The 15630-nt window shown below is 62.2% G+C and carries 15 protein-coding genes; 10 read left to right on the top strand and 5 right to left on the bottom strand.

The genetic code is table 11. The features are described from left to right. The first annotated feature begins 232 nt into the window (after window positions 1–232). A complete protein-coding gene (msrB, locus tag DW58_RS05985; RefSeq protein WP_024550275.1) occupies window positions 233–646 on the top strand; it encodes a peptide-methionine (R)-S-oxide reductase MsrB in 414 nt (137 codons plus the stop codon). Between the two features lie 42 nt (window positions 647–688). Beyond that, window positions 689–967: a YeaC family protein gene (locus DW58_RS05980; RefSeq protein ID WP_024550276.1), complete on the top strand. Its 279-nt coding sequence runs from the start codon at window positions 689–691 to the stop codon at window positions 965–967. 47 nt (window positions 968–1014) lie between these two features. Here the strand turns inward: DW58_RS05980 and pncA are convergent, their stop codons facing one another. The 3 genes from pncA to sppA form a co-directional block, all read right to left on the bottom strand. Beyond that, window positions 1015–1656: a bifunctional nicotinamidase/pyrazinamidase gene (gene pncA, locus DW58_RS05975; RefSeq protein WP_024550277.1), complete on the bottom strand. Its 642-nt coding sequence runs from the start codon at window positions 1654–1656 to the stop codon at window positions 1015–1017. A 24-nt stretch (window positions 1657–1680) separates the two neighbouring features. Then, complete coding sequence (ansA, locus tag DW58_RS05970; protein WP_024550278.1) at window positions 1681–2697, bottom strand: asparaginase; 1017 nt, start codon at window positions 2695–2697, stop codon at window positions 1681–1683. A 125-nt stretch (window positions 2698–2822) separates the two neighbouring features. After that, complete coding sequence (sppA, locus tag DW58_RS05965; protein WP_024562588.1) at window positions 2823–4673, bottom strand: signal peptide peptidase SppA; 1851 nt, start codon at window positions 4671–4673, stop codon at window positions 2823–2825. A 165-nt stretch (window positions 4674–4838) separates the two neighbouring features. Here sppA and DW58_RS05960 point away from each other — a divergent pair, with 165 nt between their 5' ends. From DW58_RS05960 to DW58_RS05945, 4 genes are all read left to right on the top strand, one after another. Further along, window positions 4839–5390: an NAD(P)H nitroreductase gene (locus DW58_RS05960; protein WP_024551118.1), complete on the top strand. Its 552-nt coding sequence runs from the start codon at window positions 4839–4841 to the stop codon at window positions 5388–5390. 118 nt (window positions 5391–5508) lie between these two features. Beyond that, entirely contained in the window at window positions 5509–6552 is a 1044-nt protein-coding gene (gene selD / locus DW58_RS05955; RefSeq protein WP_024551117.1) for a selenide, water dikinase SelD, read from the top strand. Window positions 6553–6556: 4 nt separating this feature from the next. Next, window positions 6557–8506, top strand: a complete 1950-nt coding sequence (locus DW58_RS05950) for a DNA topoisomerase III (protein ID WP_024551116.1) — start codon at window positions 6557–6559, stop codon at window positions 8504–8506. Window positions 8507–8608: 102 nt separating this feature from the next. Next, on the top strand, window positions 8609–8899 hold the full coding sequence (locus DW58_RS05945) for a DUF1496 domain-containing protein (protein WP_035885725.1): 291 nt from the start codon (window positions 8609–8611) through the stop codon (window positions 8897–8899). On the opposite strand, the gene DW58_RS05940 is transcribed toward DW58_RS05945, so the two are convergent. Both DW58_RS05940 and xthA read right to left on the bottom strand, forming a co-directional pair. Continuing rightward, window positions 8865–9272, bottom strand: coding sequence for a pyrimidine (deoxy)nucleoside triphosphate diphosphatase (locus DW58_RS05940; RefSeq protein ID WP_024550931.1), 408 nt, complete (start codon window positions 9270–9272; stop codon window positions 8865–8867). The two genes, DW58_RS05945 and DW58_RS05940, sit on opposite strands and share 35 nt — an antisense overlap. A 44-nt stretch (window positions 9273–9316) precedes the next feature. Next, window positions 9317–10123 carry an exodeoxyribonuclease III gene (gene xthA, locus DW58_RS05935; RefSeq protein ID WP_024550932.1) on the bottom strand — a complete coding sequence of 269 codons (807 nt, stop codon included), beginning with the start codon at window positions 10121–10123 and terminating at the stop codon, window positions 9317–9319. A gap of 443 nt (window positions 10124–10566) precedes the next feature. On the opposite strand from xthA, the gene DW58_RS05930 reads away from it, so the two are divergent. Genes DW58_RS05930 through astB form a run of 4 tightly spaced genes read left to right on the top strand, consistent with a single transcriptional unit; the run spans window position 10567 to window position 15630 of the window. Beyond that, a complete protein-coding gene (locus tag DW58_RS05930; RefSeq protein WP_024550933.1) occupies window positions 10567–11787 on the top strand; it encodes an aspartate aminotransferase family protein in 1221 nt (406 codons plus the stop codon). Next, the gene (astA, locus tag DW58_RS05925; protein ID WP_024550934.1) at window positions 11784–12818 is read left to right on the top strand and encodes an arginine N-succinyltransferase; all 1035 of its coding nucleotides are present in this window, start codon (window positions 11784–11786) and stop codon (window positions 12816–12818) included. Before DW58_RS05930 ends, astA begins: the two co-directional genes overlap by 4 nt. Continuing rightward, window positions 12815–14293, top strand: coding sequence for a succinylglutamate-semialdehyde dehydrogenase (gene astD / locus DW58_RS05920; protein ID WP_024550935.1), 1479 nt, complete (start codon window positions 12815–12817; stop codon window positions 14291–14293). The genes astA and astD overlap by 4 nt, the downstream gene beginning before the upstream one ends. Then, the gene (astB, locus tag DW58_RS05915; protein ID WP_024550936.1) at window positions 14290–15630 is read left to right on the top strand and encodes an N-succinylarginine dihydrolase; all 1341 of its coding nucleotides are present in this window, start codon (window positions 14290–14292) and stop codon (window positions 15628–15630) included. The genes astD and astB overlap by 4 nt, the downstream gene beginning before the upstream one ends.

Genomic DNA, 15630 nt, shown 5'->3' with positions numbered 1-15630 from the left:
CCACACCCTTGCTCGACCGATCGCCTCACTATTCCTGTTGTGCTCCTTAGCACATGGGGACGACGCGTGGAAATTTAAAGGGCGGCGGGTTTTTAAATGTGAACCAGGTCACATTTGTTCCTCCACCCCTAACACAGGGCTAAGTGTAGAACAAAAGTGTACGCGTGGCTGTTAATGTTTTGTTAGAATCTGGGTGCAGATGTAACCTGCCCACTCATCAGGATGTACGCTTATGAACGATGAACATTCTCAGGATGACCTGAAAAAAGACCTGACGGAAATGCAGTTCTACGTGACCCAAAAACACGGTACCGAACCGCCGTTTACCGGGCGTCTGCTGCACAACAAGCGTGATGGGGTCTACCACTGTCTGATCTGCGACGCCGCGCTGTTTAACTCCCAGTCCAAGTACGACTCCGGGTGTGGCTGGCCGAGCTTTTATGAGCCGGTAAGCGACGATGCGATCCGCTACATCAACGACTACTCGCACGGCATGCAGCGCATTGAAATTCGCTGTGGCAACTGTGATGCGCACCTGGGGCATGTCTTCCCCGATGGCCCGCAGCCGACAGGGGAGCGCTACTGCGTTAATTCGGCGTCACTGAACTTCACCGATGACAGCAACGGCGAACAAATTAAGGGCTGATGAAACGTTTCAGCAAACTATTCCAACGGGAGTGGGAAAACGATGAATCTTGACGATGTGATTGCCAGCATGACCCCGGAGGTTTATCAGCGTCTCGCGACCGCCGTGGAACTGGGAAAATGGCCGGATGGCGTGGCCCTGACCGACGAGCAAAAAGAGAACAGCCTCCAGCTGGTGATGATGTGGCAAATGCGCCATAACACCGATCCGCAGCATATGACCATCGGCCCGGACGGGCAGATCGTGACCAAAAGCAAACAGCAGCTGAAAAGCGACTTTGGTATTGTCCCGCCGCCGCTTGCCACTCTCAAACCGCAGTAAGCCTGCCGCCCGTCGCTGAGTGTATCTGCGCCGGGCGGGGGACCGCCTTACGCCTGGGTTTCGCGCCAGTCGTCGAGCGTATAAAGCGTCGCGCCCGCCGCGGCCATCTCCATAAACGCCTGGGCGCTGTCCTGCGGGGACAGGTTTACGCCGCGGCAGCCGTCGGTGATGACGTTGACGCTGTAGCCCAGCTGAAGGGCGTCCAGCACGGTGTACTTCACGCAGTAATCCGTCGCCAGCCCCATCACCGTCAGCTCGATAATCTCATGATGGCGCAGCCAGGTATCCAGCGCGGTCTTCTGGCGGTGACCGTTATCGAAAAAGGCGCTGTAGCTGTCGATCGCCGGATTCTCACCCTTGTGGAACACCGCGTCGATGGCCTTGCTGTTGAGCAGCGGATGCAGCGCCGCGCCTTCGCTCTCCTGAATACAGTGATCCGGCCACCAGGTTTGCGGCAGCCCGTCCAGCTCCCCCTGGGTAAACGGCTCGGCGTCATGCTGGCTGGCAAAGCTGTCGTGATGCGCCGGATGCCAGTCCTGGCTTGCCACGACCGCTTCACCCCTGGCTTTGCTCCAGTCGATCAGCGTGTTTGCCACATCGATGGTGCTGTCGCCCTCCGCCACGGCCAGAGCGCCCCCGGCGCAGAAATCATTTTGCAGATCTACCAGTAACAGCGCACGTTGTTTCATACCTTCTCCTTAATGACGTCCGGCTCACTCGTCTGGGGTCAGCTCGCCGCGCAGGTTCGCCATCATGGCGTCGCGGATAGCCTGGGTATCAAGACCCTGAGAGAGCAAATAGTGCAGTTTAGTCAGCGTTGCCTCGACCGTCATGTCGAACCCGCTGATAACGCCCGCATGGGCGAGGGCGTTGCCGGTGGCATAGCCGCCCATATTCACTTTGCCGGACATGCACTGGGTCAGGTTGACCACCACGATGCCGCGCGCACAGGCATCGCGCAGCTCGTTAAGAAAGTCTCCGCTCTGCGGCGCATTCCCGACCCCGTAGGAGCGCAGGATCAGCGCTTTTACCGGCTGGCGCAGGAAGTTGCGCACCACATCGGCGCTGATCCCCGGATAGATGGTCACCACACCGACCGGCTGCGGGGTGATGGTATGCACGATCAGCTCCCCTTTGCCGTGCAGGGCCGGCGGCGTGTTCAGACGGCGGATATGGATCCCCGCTTCCAGCAGCGGCGGCAGGTTAGGGGAGGCGAAGGCGTCGAACCCGTCGGCGTGCGCTTTGGTGGTGCGGTTCCCGCGGTAGAGGCGGTTGTTGAAGAACAGCGTCACTTCGTTGATCGGATAGTTGGCCGCCACGTAGAGCGCGTTCAGCAGGTTGGTTTGCCCGTCGGAGCGCAGCTCCGCCAGCGGGATCTGCGAGCCGGTGACGATCACCGGTTTGCTAAGGTTCTCCAGCATGAACGACAGCGCCGAGGCGGTAAACGCCATGGTGTCGGTGCCGTGCAGGATCACAAAGCCGTCGTAGCGCTCGTAGTTGGCTTTGATGTCCTCGGCGATGTGCTGCCAGTCCTCGGGAGTCATGTCCGAGGAGTCCATGAGCGGATGATACTCATGGATGGTAAACGCCGGCATCTCCGGGCGGTGGAACTCCGGCATTAACGCCAGCTGCTGTTGCAGGTGTCCGGAGACCGGGATATACCCCTGTTCGGAACGCTGCATCCCAATGGTGCCGCCGGTATAGGCAACGTAAATCGATTTCTTTTGCATGAGTAGGCTTAGTGGTTGTGCGTGTGCGCGATCCGGCGAAGTATACCTTAACCCGGCGCGTGTGGCAGCGCAGGGGCATGTGGTCGGCGCAGAAAGAAAAAACCCGGCATGCGCCGGGTTTGGGTTTAGCGAACGTCGCCGCAGGTGAGGCAGAACGCGTAGCGGTTTTGCGGGTCGTTGAAAGCGGCGAACTTATCGCCCTGCACCTTCAGCTCCCGGGCCGCATCGGCCACCGGGGCCGGGAAATAGGCCTGCAGCGCCTGAGGCAGCATGGCGTGTACCGATCCGGTGACGCTGTCGAGCACCATATCGAAGAAGCCTTGCTCCTCCTGATAGTAGGCCAGATGCCAGCTTTTCAGCTTCGCCAGCTCGGCCGCTTTCTTAACTGCGTCGTCGAAGTCGCCGAGGCTGTCCACCAGCCCGTTGTTTTTGGCATCAAGCCCGGTCCAGACATGGCCCTGTGCAATCTGGTTAATCTGCTCCGGGGTGCGCTTACGCGACTCGGCAACCAGCGTAATAAAGCGCTGATAGCCGTTCTCGATGCCCAGCTGCATGATCTTCTGCACTTCCGGCGGCAGGTTTTTGGTCACCGCCACATCCGCCAGCGGCGAGGTGGATACGCCGTCGGTGTGCACGCCGATGCTGTCGAGGCTGTTTTCAAAGGTGTTGATCACCCCGAAGATGCCGATAGAGCCGGTGAGCGTGCTCGGATTCGCCACGATGTAGTTGGCCGGGGTCGAGATCCAGTAGCCGCCCGAGGCCGCCATACCGCCCATCGACACCACCACCGGTTTGCCTGCCTGCTTCGCGGCCGCCAGCTCCTCGCGGATAAGCTCGGAGGCGGTAACGCTGCCGCCCGGGCTGTTGACGCGCAGCACGATGGCTTTCACTTTCGGATCGAGACGCGCATCGCGAATTTGTGACGCGGTGGTATCCCCGCCCACGTTACCCGCGGTTTCCGGCCCGTCCATGATGGCACCGTTAGCGTAGACCACAGCGATGGCGCTGCCGTTATCCAGCGGTTTCTTCAGGGCATAGTCATACAGGCTGACGGCGCTGAAGTTTTTATCGACGCTGCTCCAGCCAAACTGTTTGGTGAGCGCTTTCTCGATGGTGGCGCTGCTGCCCAGCTCATCCACCAGCTTATTTTTCAGCGCGTACTGGGCGGTATCGCCGTTGGTGTTGGTCAGCCCCTCCAGCAGCCCCTGGGCGCCAGGGAACACCTGCTGCGCCGGAATGCTGCGGTTGGCGGCGATGGTGTTGAGGTAGTTCTGCCATAGCTCGCCAATCCAGCGGCTATCGGCTTCGCGCGCTTCCGGCGACATATCGTCGCGGATAAACGGCTCAACCGCCGACTTATAGGTGCCGACGCGGAACACGTGGGTCGAGACCTTCAGCTTGTCGAGCAGCGATTTGTAGTACAGCCCGTTGGTGGCAAACCCGTGCAGATCCACCACGCCCTGCGGCGAGAGCCACACTTTGTTGGCGAAGCTTGCGAGGTAGTACTGGCTCTGGCTGTAGCTCTCGCCGATGGCAAACACCGGCTTGCCGCTGTCGCGGAACTCGCGCAGCGCTTTACCGATATACTGCATCGAAGGCTGATCGGCCCCGGCGAAGTCTTTCAGATCCATCACGATACCGGTGATGTTACGGTCATCTTTCGCCTGACGAATGGCGTTGACGATATCGAACAGGGAGTTTTCCTGCAGGCGATCGGGGCTGGCACCAAACAGCTGGCGGCCGAGCGCCCCGAGCTTGTTGTTGACGGAGGGCTTATCAACCACCACCCCGGCGATGTCCAGCAGTAGCGCGCCGCGCGCGGGAGCAGACGGCCCGCTGCTGAGCTGCATCCAGATACCGACGCCGACCAGCACCAGTAAAATGAAGAACAGATTCAGCACCAGTTCCCTGATGAAATTCAGCAGGCGCCACGTCCATTTAAAGAAACCGGCAATAATTCGCCACAGGGTATGCATGTATTCTCCATATCCATTAATTGACCCTACTGGCTGGAACAGCCAGATGTGTCGGTTATCCTAAATACCCGGCGGCGCGTTGTCAGCAGGAATCGCTGCCGGGGCTGTAACAAAATCAGTCGCTATGCTAGCTTCCACGTTAAAAAACATATCAGGAGTGAATAAATGGATGCATTAGATCTGCTTGTGAATCGCCGTAGCGCCTCTCGTCTGGCGGAGCCTGCCCCCACCGGCGAGGCGCTGGAAAAGATCCTTCAGGCCGGCATGCGCGCCCCGGATCACGGCACGCTGCAACCCTGGCACTTCTTTGTTATCGAAAACGACGGCCGCGATCGCTTCTCCGCCGTGCTGGAGCAGGCGGCGCGTGAAAACGGCGGCGATGAGAAGGCCATCGATAAAGCGCGCAACGCCCCGTTCCGCGCCCCGCTGATCATCACCGTGGTGGCGAAATGCCAGGACCACCCCAAAGTCCCGCAGTGGGAGCAGCTGCTCTCTGCCGGTTGTGCGGTGATGGCGATGCAGATGGCGGCGCTGGCCCAGGGCTATAACGGCATCTGGCGCAGCGGCCCGCTGACCGACAGCCCAATCGTGCGCGAGGCGTTCAACTGCAGTGAGCAGGATCGCATCGTCGGTTTCCTCTACCTCGGTACCCCGCAACTGAAGGCCTCCACCACCATCAGCGTACCGGACACCCGTCCGTTCGTGACCCGTTTCTGATTCCCTTTCGCAAATCTGTCTGGATTGTGAGCAACCGACCGACCAATTCAGACAGGCAGACTTATCACCCGGGTATTTGAGCGCTACCATAGCGCGTTGCCAATGACAGGAGACGTCCATGAGCGAGTCAACCATTCGTTTGACCCAGTACAGCCACGGAGCAGGTTGCGGCTGTAAAATTTCCCCGAAGGTGCTGGATACCATTCTGCACAGCGATATGGCGAAGTTTATCGATCCCAGGCTGCTGGTCGGGAATGAAACCCGCGACGATGCCGCGGTATACGACCTGGGTAACGGCACCAGCGTCATTAGCACCACCGATTTCTTTATGCCGATCGTCGATTCACCGTTTGATTTCGGACGCATCGCGGCCACCAACGCCATCAGCGACATCTACGCGATGGGCGGTAAACCGATCATGGCGATCGCCATCCTCGGCTGGCCAATCAACACCCTCGCGCCGGAGATTGCCCGCGAAGTGGTTGAAGGCGGGCGCTATGCCTGCCAGCAGGCCGGTATCGCGCTGGCGGGCGGCCACTCTATCGACGCCCCGGAGCCGATCTTCGGCCTGGCGGTGACCGGCATCGTGCCGACCGAGCGCGTGAAGAAGAACAGCACCGCGGAAGCGGGCTGCACGCTCTACCTCACCAAACCGCTTGGCATCGGCGTGCTCTCCACCGCCGAGAAAAAATCCCTGCTGCGCGACGAGCACAAAGGGCTGGCAACGCAGGTGATGTGCCAGCTCAACAGCATCGGCGCGGAGCTGGCGAACATTGAGGGCGTGAAAGCGATGACCGACGTGACCGGCTTCGGTCTGCTCGGTCACCTGAGCGAGATCTGCCAGGGCGCGGGCGTGCAGGCGCAGGTGCGCTTTGCCGACGTGCCAACCCTGCCAGACGTGGCGTCCTACATCGAACAGGGCTGCGTTCCCGGCGGCACCGCGCGTAACTTCGCCAGCTACGGCCATCTGATGGGCGAGATGAGCGATGCCCAGCGCAGCCTGCTGTGCGATCCGCAAACCTCCGGCGGCCTGCTGCTGGCGGTCTCCCCGGATGCTGAAGCGCAGGTGAAAGGCCTGGCGGCGGAGCACGGCATTACCCTGACGGCCATCGGCGAGCTGGTTGAAGCGCGCGCCGGCCGCCCGATGATCGAGATCCGCTGACGCAATGCGCCTGTTTATTGCCGAAAAACCCAGCCTTGGCCGTGCCATCGCCGACGTGCTGCCGAAGCCGCATCGCCGCGGCGACGGCTATATCGAATGCGGAAACGGCCAGGTGGTGACCTGGTGCGTCGGGCATCTGCTGGAGCAGGCGCAGCCCGACGCCTACGACGGTCGGTTTGCACGCTGGGATCTCGGCGATCTGCCTATCGTTCCGGAAAAGTGGCAGCTGCAGCCCAGGGCCTCGGTCGCTAAACAGCTCAACGTGGTCAAGCGCTTGCTGAACGACGCCACTGAAGTCATCCACGCCGGTGACCCGGATCGCGAAGGGCAGCTACTGGTGGACGAAGTGCTGGACTATCTTCAGCTGGCGCCGGAAAAGCGCCAGCGGGTGCAGCGCTGTCTGATAAACGATCTCAACCCTCAGGCGGTGGAGCGCGCCATCTCACGTCTGCGCGCCAACAGCGAGTTTATCCCGCTGTGCGTCTCGGCGCTGGCCCGTGCCCGCGCCGACTGGTTGTACGGCATCAACATGACGCGCGCCTACACCATTCTCGGGCGCAACGCTGGCTATCAGGGCGTGCTTTCGGTGGGGCGGGTGCAGACCCCGGTGCTGGGGCTGGTGGTGCGGCGCGACGAAGAGATTGAGCACTTCGTGCCGAAGGATTTTTTCGATATCAAAGCGCACATCGTTACCCCGGCCGACGAGAGGTTTGTGGCGCTGTGGCAGCCGAGCGACGCCTGCGAGCCGTATCAGGATGAGGAGGGGCGTCTGCTCCACCGTCCGCTGGCCGACCACGTGGTTAACCGCATTGCCGGCAAACCGGCACTGGTGACCGCATGGAACGATAAGCGGGAGTCGGAAACCGCGCCGCTGCCGTTTTCACTCTCGTCGTTGCAGATTGAAGCCGCAAAGCGCTTTAACCTCAGCGCCCAGAACGTGCTGGATATCTGCCAGAAGCTCTACGAAACCCATAAGCTTATTACCTATCCGCGCTCCGACAGCCGCTACCTTCCCGAGGAGCATTTTGCCGGACGCCACGCGGTGCTGAAGGCCATCGGCGTGCACGCCAGCGAGCTGCTCCCGCAGCCTGCGGTGAACCCCGATACCCGCAACCGCTGCTGGGATGACAGCAAAGTGGATGCCCACCACGCGATTATCCCTACGGCGCGCAGCAGCGCGGTGACGCTCACCGCCCAGGAAGCGAACGTCTATGCCCTGATTGCCCGCCAGTATCTGATGCAGTTCTGCCCGGATGCGGTGTTCCGCAAGTGCGTGATTGAGCTGGATATCGAGGGCGGCAAGTTTGTCGCCAAAGCGCGCTTTCTTGCCGAAGCCGGGTGGCGGGCGCTGCTTGGCGGCAAGGAGCGTGATGAAGAGAACGACGGCACGCCACTTCCGGTGGTGGCAAAGGGCGACAGCCTGCTGTGCGAGAAGGGCGAAGTGGTGGAGCGGCAAACCCAGCCGCCGCGCCACTTCACCGACGCTACGCTGCTCTCGGCGATGACCGGTATCGCCCGTTTCGTGCAGGATAAAGATCTGAAAAAAATCCTGCGCGCCACCGACGGGCTGGGCACCGAGGCGACGCGCGCCGGGATTATCGAACTGTTGTTCAGGCGCGGCTTCCTGGTGAAAAACGGCCGCTACATCCGTTCCACCGATGCCGGACGGGCACTGATCCACGCATTACCTGAGCTGGCGGCGCGCCCGGACATGACCGCCCAGTGGGAATCCACCCTGACGCAGATCAGCGAGAAGCAGTGCCGCTACCAGGACTTTATGCAGCCGCTGGTCAGCACCCTCTACACGCTGATTGACCAGGCGCGCAGCACCCCGACCCGCCAGTTCCGCGGGATCGTGGCCCCGGCCTCCGCCAGTGCCAAAGCGAAAGGGGGCAAGCGTGCCGGAGGGAAACCGCGCGCCAGAGCGCCCAAAGCCGATGCGCCGCCCGCCTGATCTATCGCCAAAAGTGACGCCGGAAACAGCGCCTCATTTTGCCAATGCGCGTCATGGCAACGTATAGTTAAGGCGACAACATTAAGAAGCAGGAGTGAAGCGATGGTGAAGGTAACACAGGGAATACTTATCGCGGCGGCGCTGCTGGTGAGCCTGCCTGCGGCGGCAGACCGCTACCGCCCCGAGGTGCCGGACGTAGAGGTGAACGTGCCGGCTGAAGTGTTCAACAGCGGCGGGCATCGCGCCCAGCCCTGCGCGCAGTGCTGTATCTATCAGGACGAGAACTACTCTGAAGGGGCCGTGATCAGAACCGAAGGCGTGCTGATGCAGTGCCAGCGCGACGATAAAACCCTGAGCACTAATCCGCTGGTGTGGCGCCGCGTGCGCGAATAAACGCCTCCAGCAGCGGGATATCCGCCGGGGCGAGCGCGACATCGAACGCCTCGTGCGGATAGCACCAGCGCAACGCGCTGTGGCACAGGGCGTTTAGCGTCCCGCTGAAGGCCGGCACGTGCCAGGCGTGCAGGTGGATGTTGCGCCCTGACACCTCCCGCTGGTGGCTGGCAACGTAGTGACCGACCGTGGCATCAATGCCTAACTCCTCCAGCAGCTCACGGCGCAGCGCCAGCGGCTGCGACTCACCGGCCTCCACCTTGCCGCCGGGAAACTCCCACAGACCCGGCTGATCGCCGCTGGCCGGACGCTGCGCCAGCAAAATTTTTCCTTGCCGCTCAATAATGGCCGCGACCACGTCGATGGTTTTCATAGCCTGCCTTTGGGTACGGCTCTCCGGACGGAGAGCCTGAGATATCAGAGTTTGAAGGTGGCCCACACCGGCGCGTGATCGGAGGGCTTCTCCATGGCGCGGATGTCGTAGTCGATGCCGGTTTCCACGCAGTGCGGCATCAGCGCGTTGCTGGCCATCAGCAGGTCGATGCGCAGACCGCGGTTGTCGTCGAAGCCGCGGGAGCGGTAGTCAAACCATGAGAAACGGTCGTTCACGTCAGGATTGGCATCGCGGAAGGTATCCACCAGCCCCCAGTTTTTCAGGCGCGCCATCCACTCGCGCTCTTCCGGCAGGAAGGAGCACTTTCCGGTACGCAGCCAGCGTTTGCGGCTCTCTTCCCCGATACCGATATCGAGATCCGTCGGGCTGATGTTCATGTCACCCATGATCAGAACCGGTGCATCGGCAGCGAGTTCGGTCTCCAGGAACTGCTGCAGATCCTGATAGAACTTCTCTTTCGCCGGGAACTTGGTGGGGTGATCGCGGCTTTCACCCTGCGGGAAGTAGCCGTTGATCACGGTGATGTCGCCAATCGGGGAGGGGATCTGCGCCATGATAATGCGGCGCTGCGCCTCGTCGCTGTCGTTCGGAAAACCGCGGCGCACCAGTACCGGGGTGGCTTTGGTCAGCAGCGCAACGCCGTAGTGGCCTTTCTGACCGTGGTAGAAGACGTTGTACCCGAGCTTCGCGACGTCTTCGAGCGGAAACATGTCGTCATGCACTTTGGTTTCCTGCAGGCCGATCACATCCGGCGCATGCTTTTCAACCAGCGCCTCGAGCTGATGCGGTCTGGCGCGCAGGCCATTGATATTAAAAGAGACAAATTTCATAAATCGCAGTCACCGTGCAGAGAATCGAAGCCGGGATGGTAGCAGAAAAGGCGGGCGCATGCTGCACCGTCCGGCAGGTTTCTGCCTGTTGCAGCGAGTGGTGCCGTGGCGTGCTTTATTGCACGCTCATGTCGCGTTCTGCTCCGTTTCGGTGCATCCCGTGCCCTGAAATAACGCGGGGGATCACAGTTCCAACATGAAATTCTGACCTTGCATAATATTGCTGATTATTACCCCACCGAACGCCATCTTTCCCTAATTATTCACTTTTTATGCAAATATAGTGAATATCGCTGGGTTTTAAGTTGTTGATATTACGTTGCTGAACCCGGTTTATGCATTTTTAACGCTGGCTGGCACGAACCGTGCAATCTACAGTTACAGCGCTATGAACCATATTCATTAACATCTCAATAACTTTTTATTCACCGGATGAGGTCGCTATGTCGCAGTCAATTACCCGTCAACACTTTGATGAATGGATGCTCCCGGTCTATGCGCCGGCCCCCTTTATTCCGGTGAACGCCCAGGGATCCCGGCTGTGGGATCAGCAGGGCAAAGAGTATGTGGATTTCGCCGGGGGCATTGCGGTCAACGCGCTCGGTCACGCCCATCCGGCGCTCCAGGCTGCGCTGATGGAGCAGGCCGGCAAGCTGTGGCATACCGGCAACGGCTACACCAACGAACCGATTTTGCGTCTGGCGAAAACCCTCATCGACGCCACCTTCGCTGAACGGGTGTTCTTCTGTAACTCCGGGGCGGAAGCTAACGAGGCAGCGCTGAAGCTGGCGCGCAAATATGCCCACGATAACCACGGCGCACAGAAGAGCGGCATTGTGGCCTTCAAGAACGCCTTCCATGGCCGGACGCTGTTTACCGTCTCCGCCGGCGGGCAGCCCGCCTACTCTCAGGACTTCGCCCCGCTCCCGCCGCAGATCGACCACGCGGTGTTCAATGACCTGGACTCGGCGAGCGCGCTCATCGGCGACCACACCTGTGCGGTCATCGTTGAACCGATGCAGGGCGAGGGCGGCGTGGTGCCGGCGACCCGCGAGTTTTTACAGGGGCTGCGCGCGCTGTGCGATCGCCACAATGCGCTGCTGATTTTCGATGAGGTGCAGACCGGTGTCGGACGGACCGGATCGCTCTACGCCTACATGCATTACGGCGTTACGCCGGATGTGCTCTCCACCGCCAAAGCGCTGGGCGGCGGCTTCCCGATTGGCGCCATGCTGACCACCGATCGCGTCGGGCAGTGCATGGGGGTCGGTACCCACGGTACCACCTACGGCGGCAACCCGCTGGCCGGTGCGGTCGCCGGGCGGGTGATGGAGCTGGTGAATACCCCGGAGATGCTGGAGAACGTGCAGGTGCGTCATCAGCAGTTTATGACGCAACTTACGGCGCTGAATCGCGATCTGAATCTGTTCAGTGAATTCCGCGGGCTGGGGCTGCTGATTGGCGGCGTACTGCGCGAGGAGCACGCCGGAAAAGCGAAGCTTATCGCCCAGGCGGCAGCCCAGGAGGGGCTGATGATGCTGATTGCCGGCGGCAACGTGGTGCGCTTCGCCCCGGCCCTGAACATCAGCGAATCGGACGTGACCGAAGGGCTGACCCGCTTTACCCGCGCCTGTGAACGCTATCTGGCAGGAGGTTCATCATGATGATCATTCGACCCATTGAGCGCGGCGATCTCAGCGCCCTGATGCAGCTGGCGGGTAAAACGGGCGGCGGCCTGACCTCGCTGCCTGCGGATGAAGCCACTCTCTCAGCGCGCATTGAGCGTTCGCGGGCGACCTGGGAGGGCACGCTGCCTCCCGGCGAGCGCGGCTACGTTTTCGTGCTGGAAGAGCACAAAACCGGCACGGTGGCGGGGATCTGCGCCATTGAGGCGGCGGTGGGACTGAACGATCCCTGGTACAACTACCGGGTCGGCACTCTGGTTCACGCCTCCAAAGAGCTGAACGTCTACAACGCGCTGCCGACGCTGTTCCTCAGCAACGACCACACCGGCAGCAGCGAGCTGTGCAGCCTGTTTCTCGATCCGGAATGGCGTAAAGAGGGCAACGGCTATCTGCTCTCCAAGTCGCGCTTCCTGTTTATGGCGGCGTTTCGCGAGCACTTTAATGAAAAAGTGGTCGCCGAGATGCGCGGCATCATCGATGAGAACGGCTACTCGCCGTTCTGGGAGAGCCTCGGGGAGCGCTTCTTCTCGATGGAGTTTTCCCGCGCCGACTACCTGTGTGGCACCGGCCAGAAGGCGTTTATCGCCGAGCTGATGCCGAAACACCCGATCTACACCCATTTTCTTTCCCCCGAGGCGCAGGCCGCCATCGGCAACGTTCACCCGCATACCGCCCCGGCGCGTGCGGTGCTGGAGGCGGAAGGCTTCCGCTTTCGCAACTACATCGACATCTTTGACGGCGGCCCGACGCTGGAGTGCGACATCGACCGGGTGCGCGCCATCCGTAAGAGCCGCCTGGTCGAGGTGGCAGAAGGCCAGCCGGCGGACGAGACGCAGCCGCTGTGCCTGGTGGCTAACGAGCAGTACCACGCGTTTCGCGCCACCCTGGTTAACGCCAGCCCCGACGTGGAGCGGCTGGTGCTCGACGCCGCCACCCTCGATGCCCTGAAGTGTAAAGCAGGGGATCGCGTGCGCCTGGTGCGCCTGTGCCCTGAGGAGAAAACGGTATGAACGTATGGATCAACGGCGTCTGGCTGGCAGGCAGCGGCGAGGCGATGGAAAAACGCAACCCGGTGAGCGGGGAGCTGCTCTGGCAGGGAACGGCGACGGGACGTGAGCAGGTGGCAGACGCCTGTGCGGCGGCCCGGCGCGCCTTCCCCGGCTGGGCGAAAACGCCGTTCAGCGAGCGAGAGGCGGCGGTCAACCGGTTTGCCGTGCTGCTGGAGCAGAATAAAGTCCGGCTGGCGGAAACCATTGCCCGCGAAACCGGCAAGCCGCGCTGGGAGGCGACCACCGAGGTTACCGCGATGATCAATAAAATCGCCATCTCGGTGAAGGCCTACCACACACGCACCGGCGAGCAGCACACCCCGATGGCCGACGGGGCCGCCACCCTGCGCCATCGCCCTCACGGCGTGCTGGCGGTCTTCGGGCCGTACAACTTCCCAGGCCATCTGCCGAACGGGCATATTGTCCCGGCCCTGCTGGCGGGCAACACCCTGGTGTTCAAACCCAGCGAGCTGACCCCGCTGACCGGTGAAGTGGTGATGCGCCTCTGGGAGCAGGCCGGGCTACCGCCGGGCACCCTCAACCTGGTGCAGGGCGGGCGCGATACCGGGCAGGCGCTGGCTGCCGAGCCGGGCATCGACGGCCTGCTGTTTACCGGCAGCGCCGGAACCGGGTATCAGCTGCATCGCCAGCTCGCCGGGCAGCCGGAAAAAATCCTCGCGCTGGAGATGGGCGGCAACAACCCGCTGATCGTTGAAGATCCGGCGGATATCGAAGGGGCGGTGCATCTCGCCATCCAGTCGGCGTTTATCAGCGCCGGGCAGCGCTGCACCTGCGCGCGCCGTCTGCTGGTGAAGCGCGGCCCGCAGGGCGATGCCTTCCTGACGCGGCTGGTCGAGGTGGCCTCGCGCCTGACTCCCGCCGCCTGGGATGCCGAGCCGCAGCCGTTCATCGGCGGGCTGGTCTCGCCGCAGGCGGCGGAGCGCGTGCTGGAGGCGTTCCATCAGCATCTGGCGCGCGGCGCAACGGCGCTGCTGACGCCAGCGCTTCTCCGCCCCGGCAGCGCGCTGCTCTCGCCCGGCATTGTCGAGATGAGCGACGCCCGGGATGTTCCGGATGAAGAGGTGTTTGGCCCGCTGCTCGGCGTCTGGCGCTACGACAGTTTCGATGAGGCGATTGCGCTGGCAAACGACACCCGCTACGGGCTGGCGTGCGGGCTGATCTCACCCGACCGGGCGCAGTTTGACCAGCTGCTGCTGGAAGCGCGCGCCGGGATCGTCAACTGGAACAAGCCGTTGACCGGTGCGGCCAGCACCGCGCCGTTTGGCGGCATCGGGGCGTCCGGCAACCATCGCCCCAGCGCCTGGTACGCCGCAGACTACTGCGCCTGGCCGATGGCGACCCTGGAAAGCCCGACCTTTGCGCTGCCGGATAGCCTCAGCCCGGGCCTGGATTTCAGCCGTGAGGAGCAGGCATGAGCGCACGGGAATACAACTTCGACGGGCTGGTGGGGCTCACCCACCACTATGCCGGGCTGTCGTTTGGCAACGAGGCCTCCACCCGCCATCGTCTTCGGGTGTCGAACCCGAAACTGGCGGCGAAACAGGGGCTGTTGAAAATGAAAGCGCTGGCCGATGCCGGATTTGGCCAGGGGGTGATCCCGCCCCAGATGCGGCCCAACGTCGGCGTTCTGCGCCAGCTGGGCTTTGGCGGTTCGGATGCGCAGGTGCTGAAGCAGGCTTTCGAGCAGGCCCCGCATCTGCTGTCCGCCGCCGGGTCGGCGTCGTCCATGTGGGTGGCGAATGCCGCCACGGTATCGCCCTCCGCCGATTCGCTCGATGGCCGCGTCCACTTCACCGTGGCGAACCTCAACAATAAATTTCACCGTGCCAGCGAGGCGGTGACCACCGGGCGCCTGCTGCGCGCCATTTTCCCCGATCCCGAACGCTTTGCGGTCCACGGCGCACTGCCGCAGGTGGCGCTGTTTGGCGATGAAGGGGCAGCCAACCACAACCGGCTCGGCGGCGACTACGGTGCGCCGGGGGTGCAGCTGTTCGTCTACGGACGTGAAGAGAGCGGGGCGCTGATCCCCGCCCGCTACCCGGCCCGCCAGACCCTGGAGGCCAGCCAGGCGGTGGCGCGCCTGAACCAGGTCAACCCGGAGCAGGTGCTGTTCACCCAGCAGAATCCGGCGGTGATCGACCAGGGCGTGTTTCATAACGACGTTATCGCGGTGTCAAACCGTCAGGTGCTGTTCTGTCACGAGCTGGCGTTTCTGCATCAGGAGACGCTGTTCCGCCAACTGGCGGAGCGGGTGCCGGGCTTTACGCCCATCGTGGTGCCCCAGGAGGCGGTATCGGTGGGTGACGCGGTGGCGACCTACCTGTTCAATAGCCAGTTGCTGAGCCGGGAGGATGGCAGCATGATGCTGGTGCTCCCGGAGGAGTCGCGTCAGCATCAGGGCGTGTGGCGCTACCTCAACGGCATGCTGGCCGCGGACAACCCGATCGCCGAACTCAAGGTGTTCGATCTGCGCGAGAGCATGGCCAACGGCGGCGGCCCGGCCTGTTTGCGTCTGCGCGTGGTGCTGACCGACGACGAAGCGCGAGCGGTAAATCCGGCGACGCTGATGAACGACCAACTGTTTACCGCGCTTAACGGCTGGGTGGATCGCTGGTACCGCGACCGTCTGACCCAGGCGGATCTGGTGGACCCGCAGCTACTGCAGGAGAACCGCGAGGCGCTGGCGGCGCTATGCGGCATTCTCAATCTGCGGCTCGACGACTGCTACCCCGACTGCCGGACCTGGGCGTAA

It is taken from the genome of Siccibacter turicensis LMG 23730, from assembly GCF_000463155.2.
GTDB classification, from domain to species: Bacteria; Pseudomonadota; Gammaproteobacteria; order Enterobacterales; family Enterobacteriaceae; genus Siccibacter; species Siccibacter turicensis.
The sequence above is the reverse complement of the archived record's forward strand: the minus strand, read 5'-3'. Positions and strand labels throughout refer to the sequence as shown.

What these genes read in the sequence shown, in the direction of transcription:
- msrB (WP_024550275.1), top strand. Translation starts at nt 233, where the DNA reads ATGAACGATGAACATTCTCAGGATGACCTGAAAAAAGACCTGACGGAA.
- DW58_RS05980 (WP_024550276.1), top strand. Translation starts at nt 689, where the DNA reads ATGAATCTTGACGATGTGATTGCCAGCATGACCCCGGAGGTTTATCAG.
- pncA (WP_024550277.1), bottom strand. Translation starts at nt 1,656, where the DNA reads ATGAAACAACGTGCGCTGTTACTGGTAGATCTGCAAAATGATTTCTGC.
- ansA (WP_024550278.1), bottom strand. Translation starts at nt 2,697, where the DNA reads ATGCAAAAGAAATCGATTTACGTTGCCTATACCGGCGGCACCATTGGG.
- sppA (WP_024562588.1), bottom strand. Translation starts at nt 4,673, where the DNA reads ATGCATACCCTGTGGCGAATTATTGCCGGTTTCTTTAAATGGACGTGG.
- DW58_RS05960 (WP_024551118.1), top strand. Translation starts at nt 4,839, where the DNA reads ATGGATGCATTAGATCTGCTTGTGAATCGCCGTAGCGCCTCTCGTCTG.
- selD (WP_024551117.1), top strand. Translation starts at nt 5,509, where the DNA reads ATGAGCGAGTCAACCATTCGTTTGACCCAGTACAGCCACGGAGCAGGT.
- DW58_RS05950 (WP_024551116.1), top strand. Translation starts at nt 6,557, where the DNA reads ATGCGCCTGTTTATTGCCGAAAAACCCAGCCTTGGCCGTGCCATCGCC.
- DW58_RS05945 (WP_035885725.1), top strand. Translation starts at nt 8,609, where the DNA reads ATGGTGAAGGTAACACAGGGAATACTTATCGCGGCGGCGCTGCTGGTG.
- DW58_RS05940 (WP_024550931.1), bottom strand. Translation starts at nt 9,272, where the DNA reads ATGAAAACCATCGACGTGGTCGCGGCCATTATTGAGCGGCAAGGAAAA.
- xthA (WP_024550932.1), bottom strand. Translation starts at nt 10,123, where the DNA reads ATGAAATTTGTCTCTTTTAATATCAATGGCCTGCGCGCCAGACCGCAT.
- DW58_RS05930 (WP_024550933.1), top strand. Translation starts at nt 10,567, where the DNA reads ATGTCGCAGTCAATTACCCGTCAACACTTTGATGAATGGATGCTCCCG.
- astA (WP_024550934.1), top strand. Translation starts at nt 11,784, where the DNA reads ATGATGATCATTCGACCCATTGAGCGCGGCGATCTCAGCGCCCTGATG.
- astD (WP_024550935.1), top strand. Translation starts at nt 12,815, where the DNA reads ATGAACGTATGGATCAACGGCGTCTGGCTGGCAGGCAGCGGCGAGGCG.
- astB (WP_024550936.1), top strand. Translation starts at nt 14,290, where the DNA reads ATGAGCGCACGGGAATACAACTTCGACGGGCTGGTGGGGCTCACCCAC.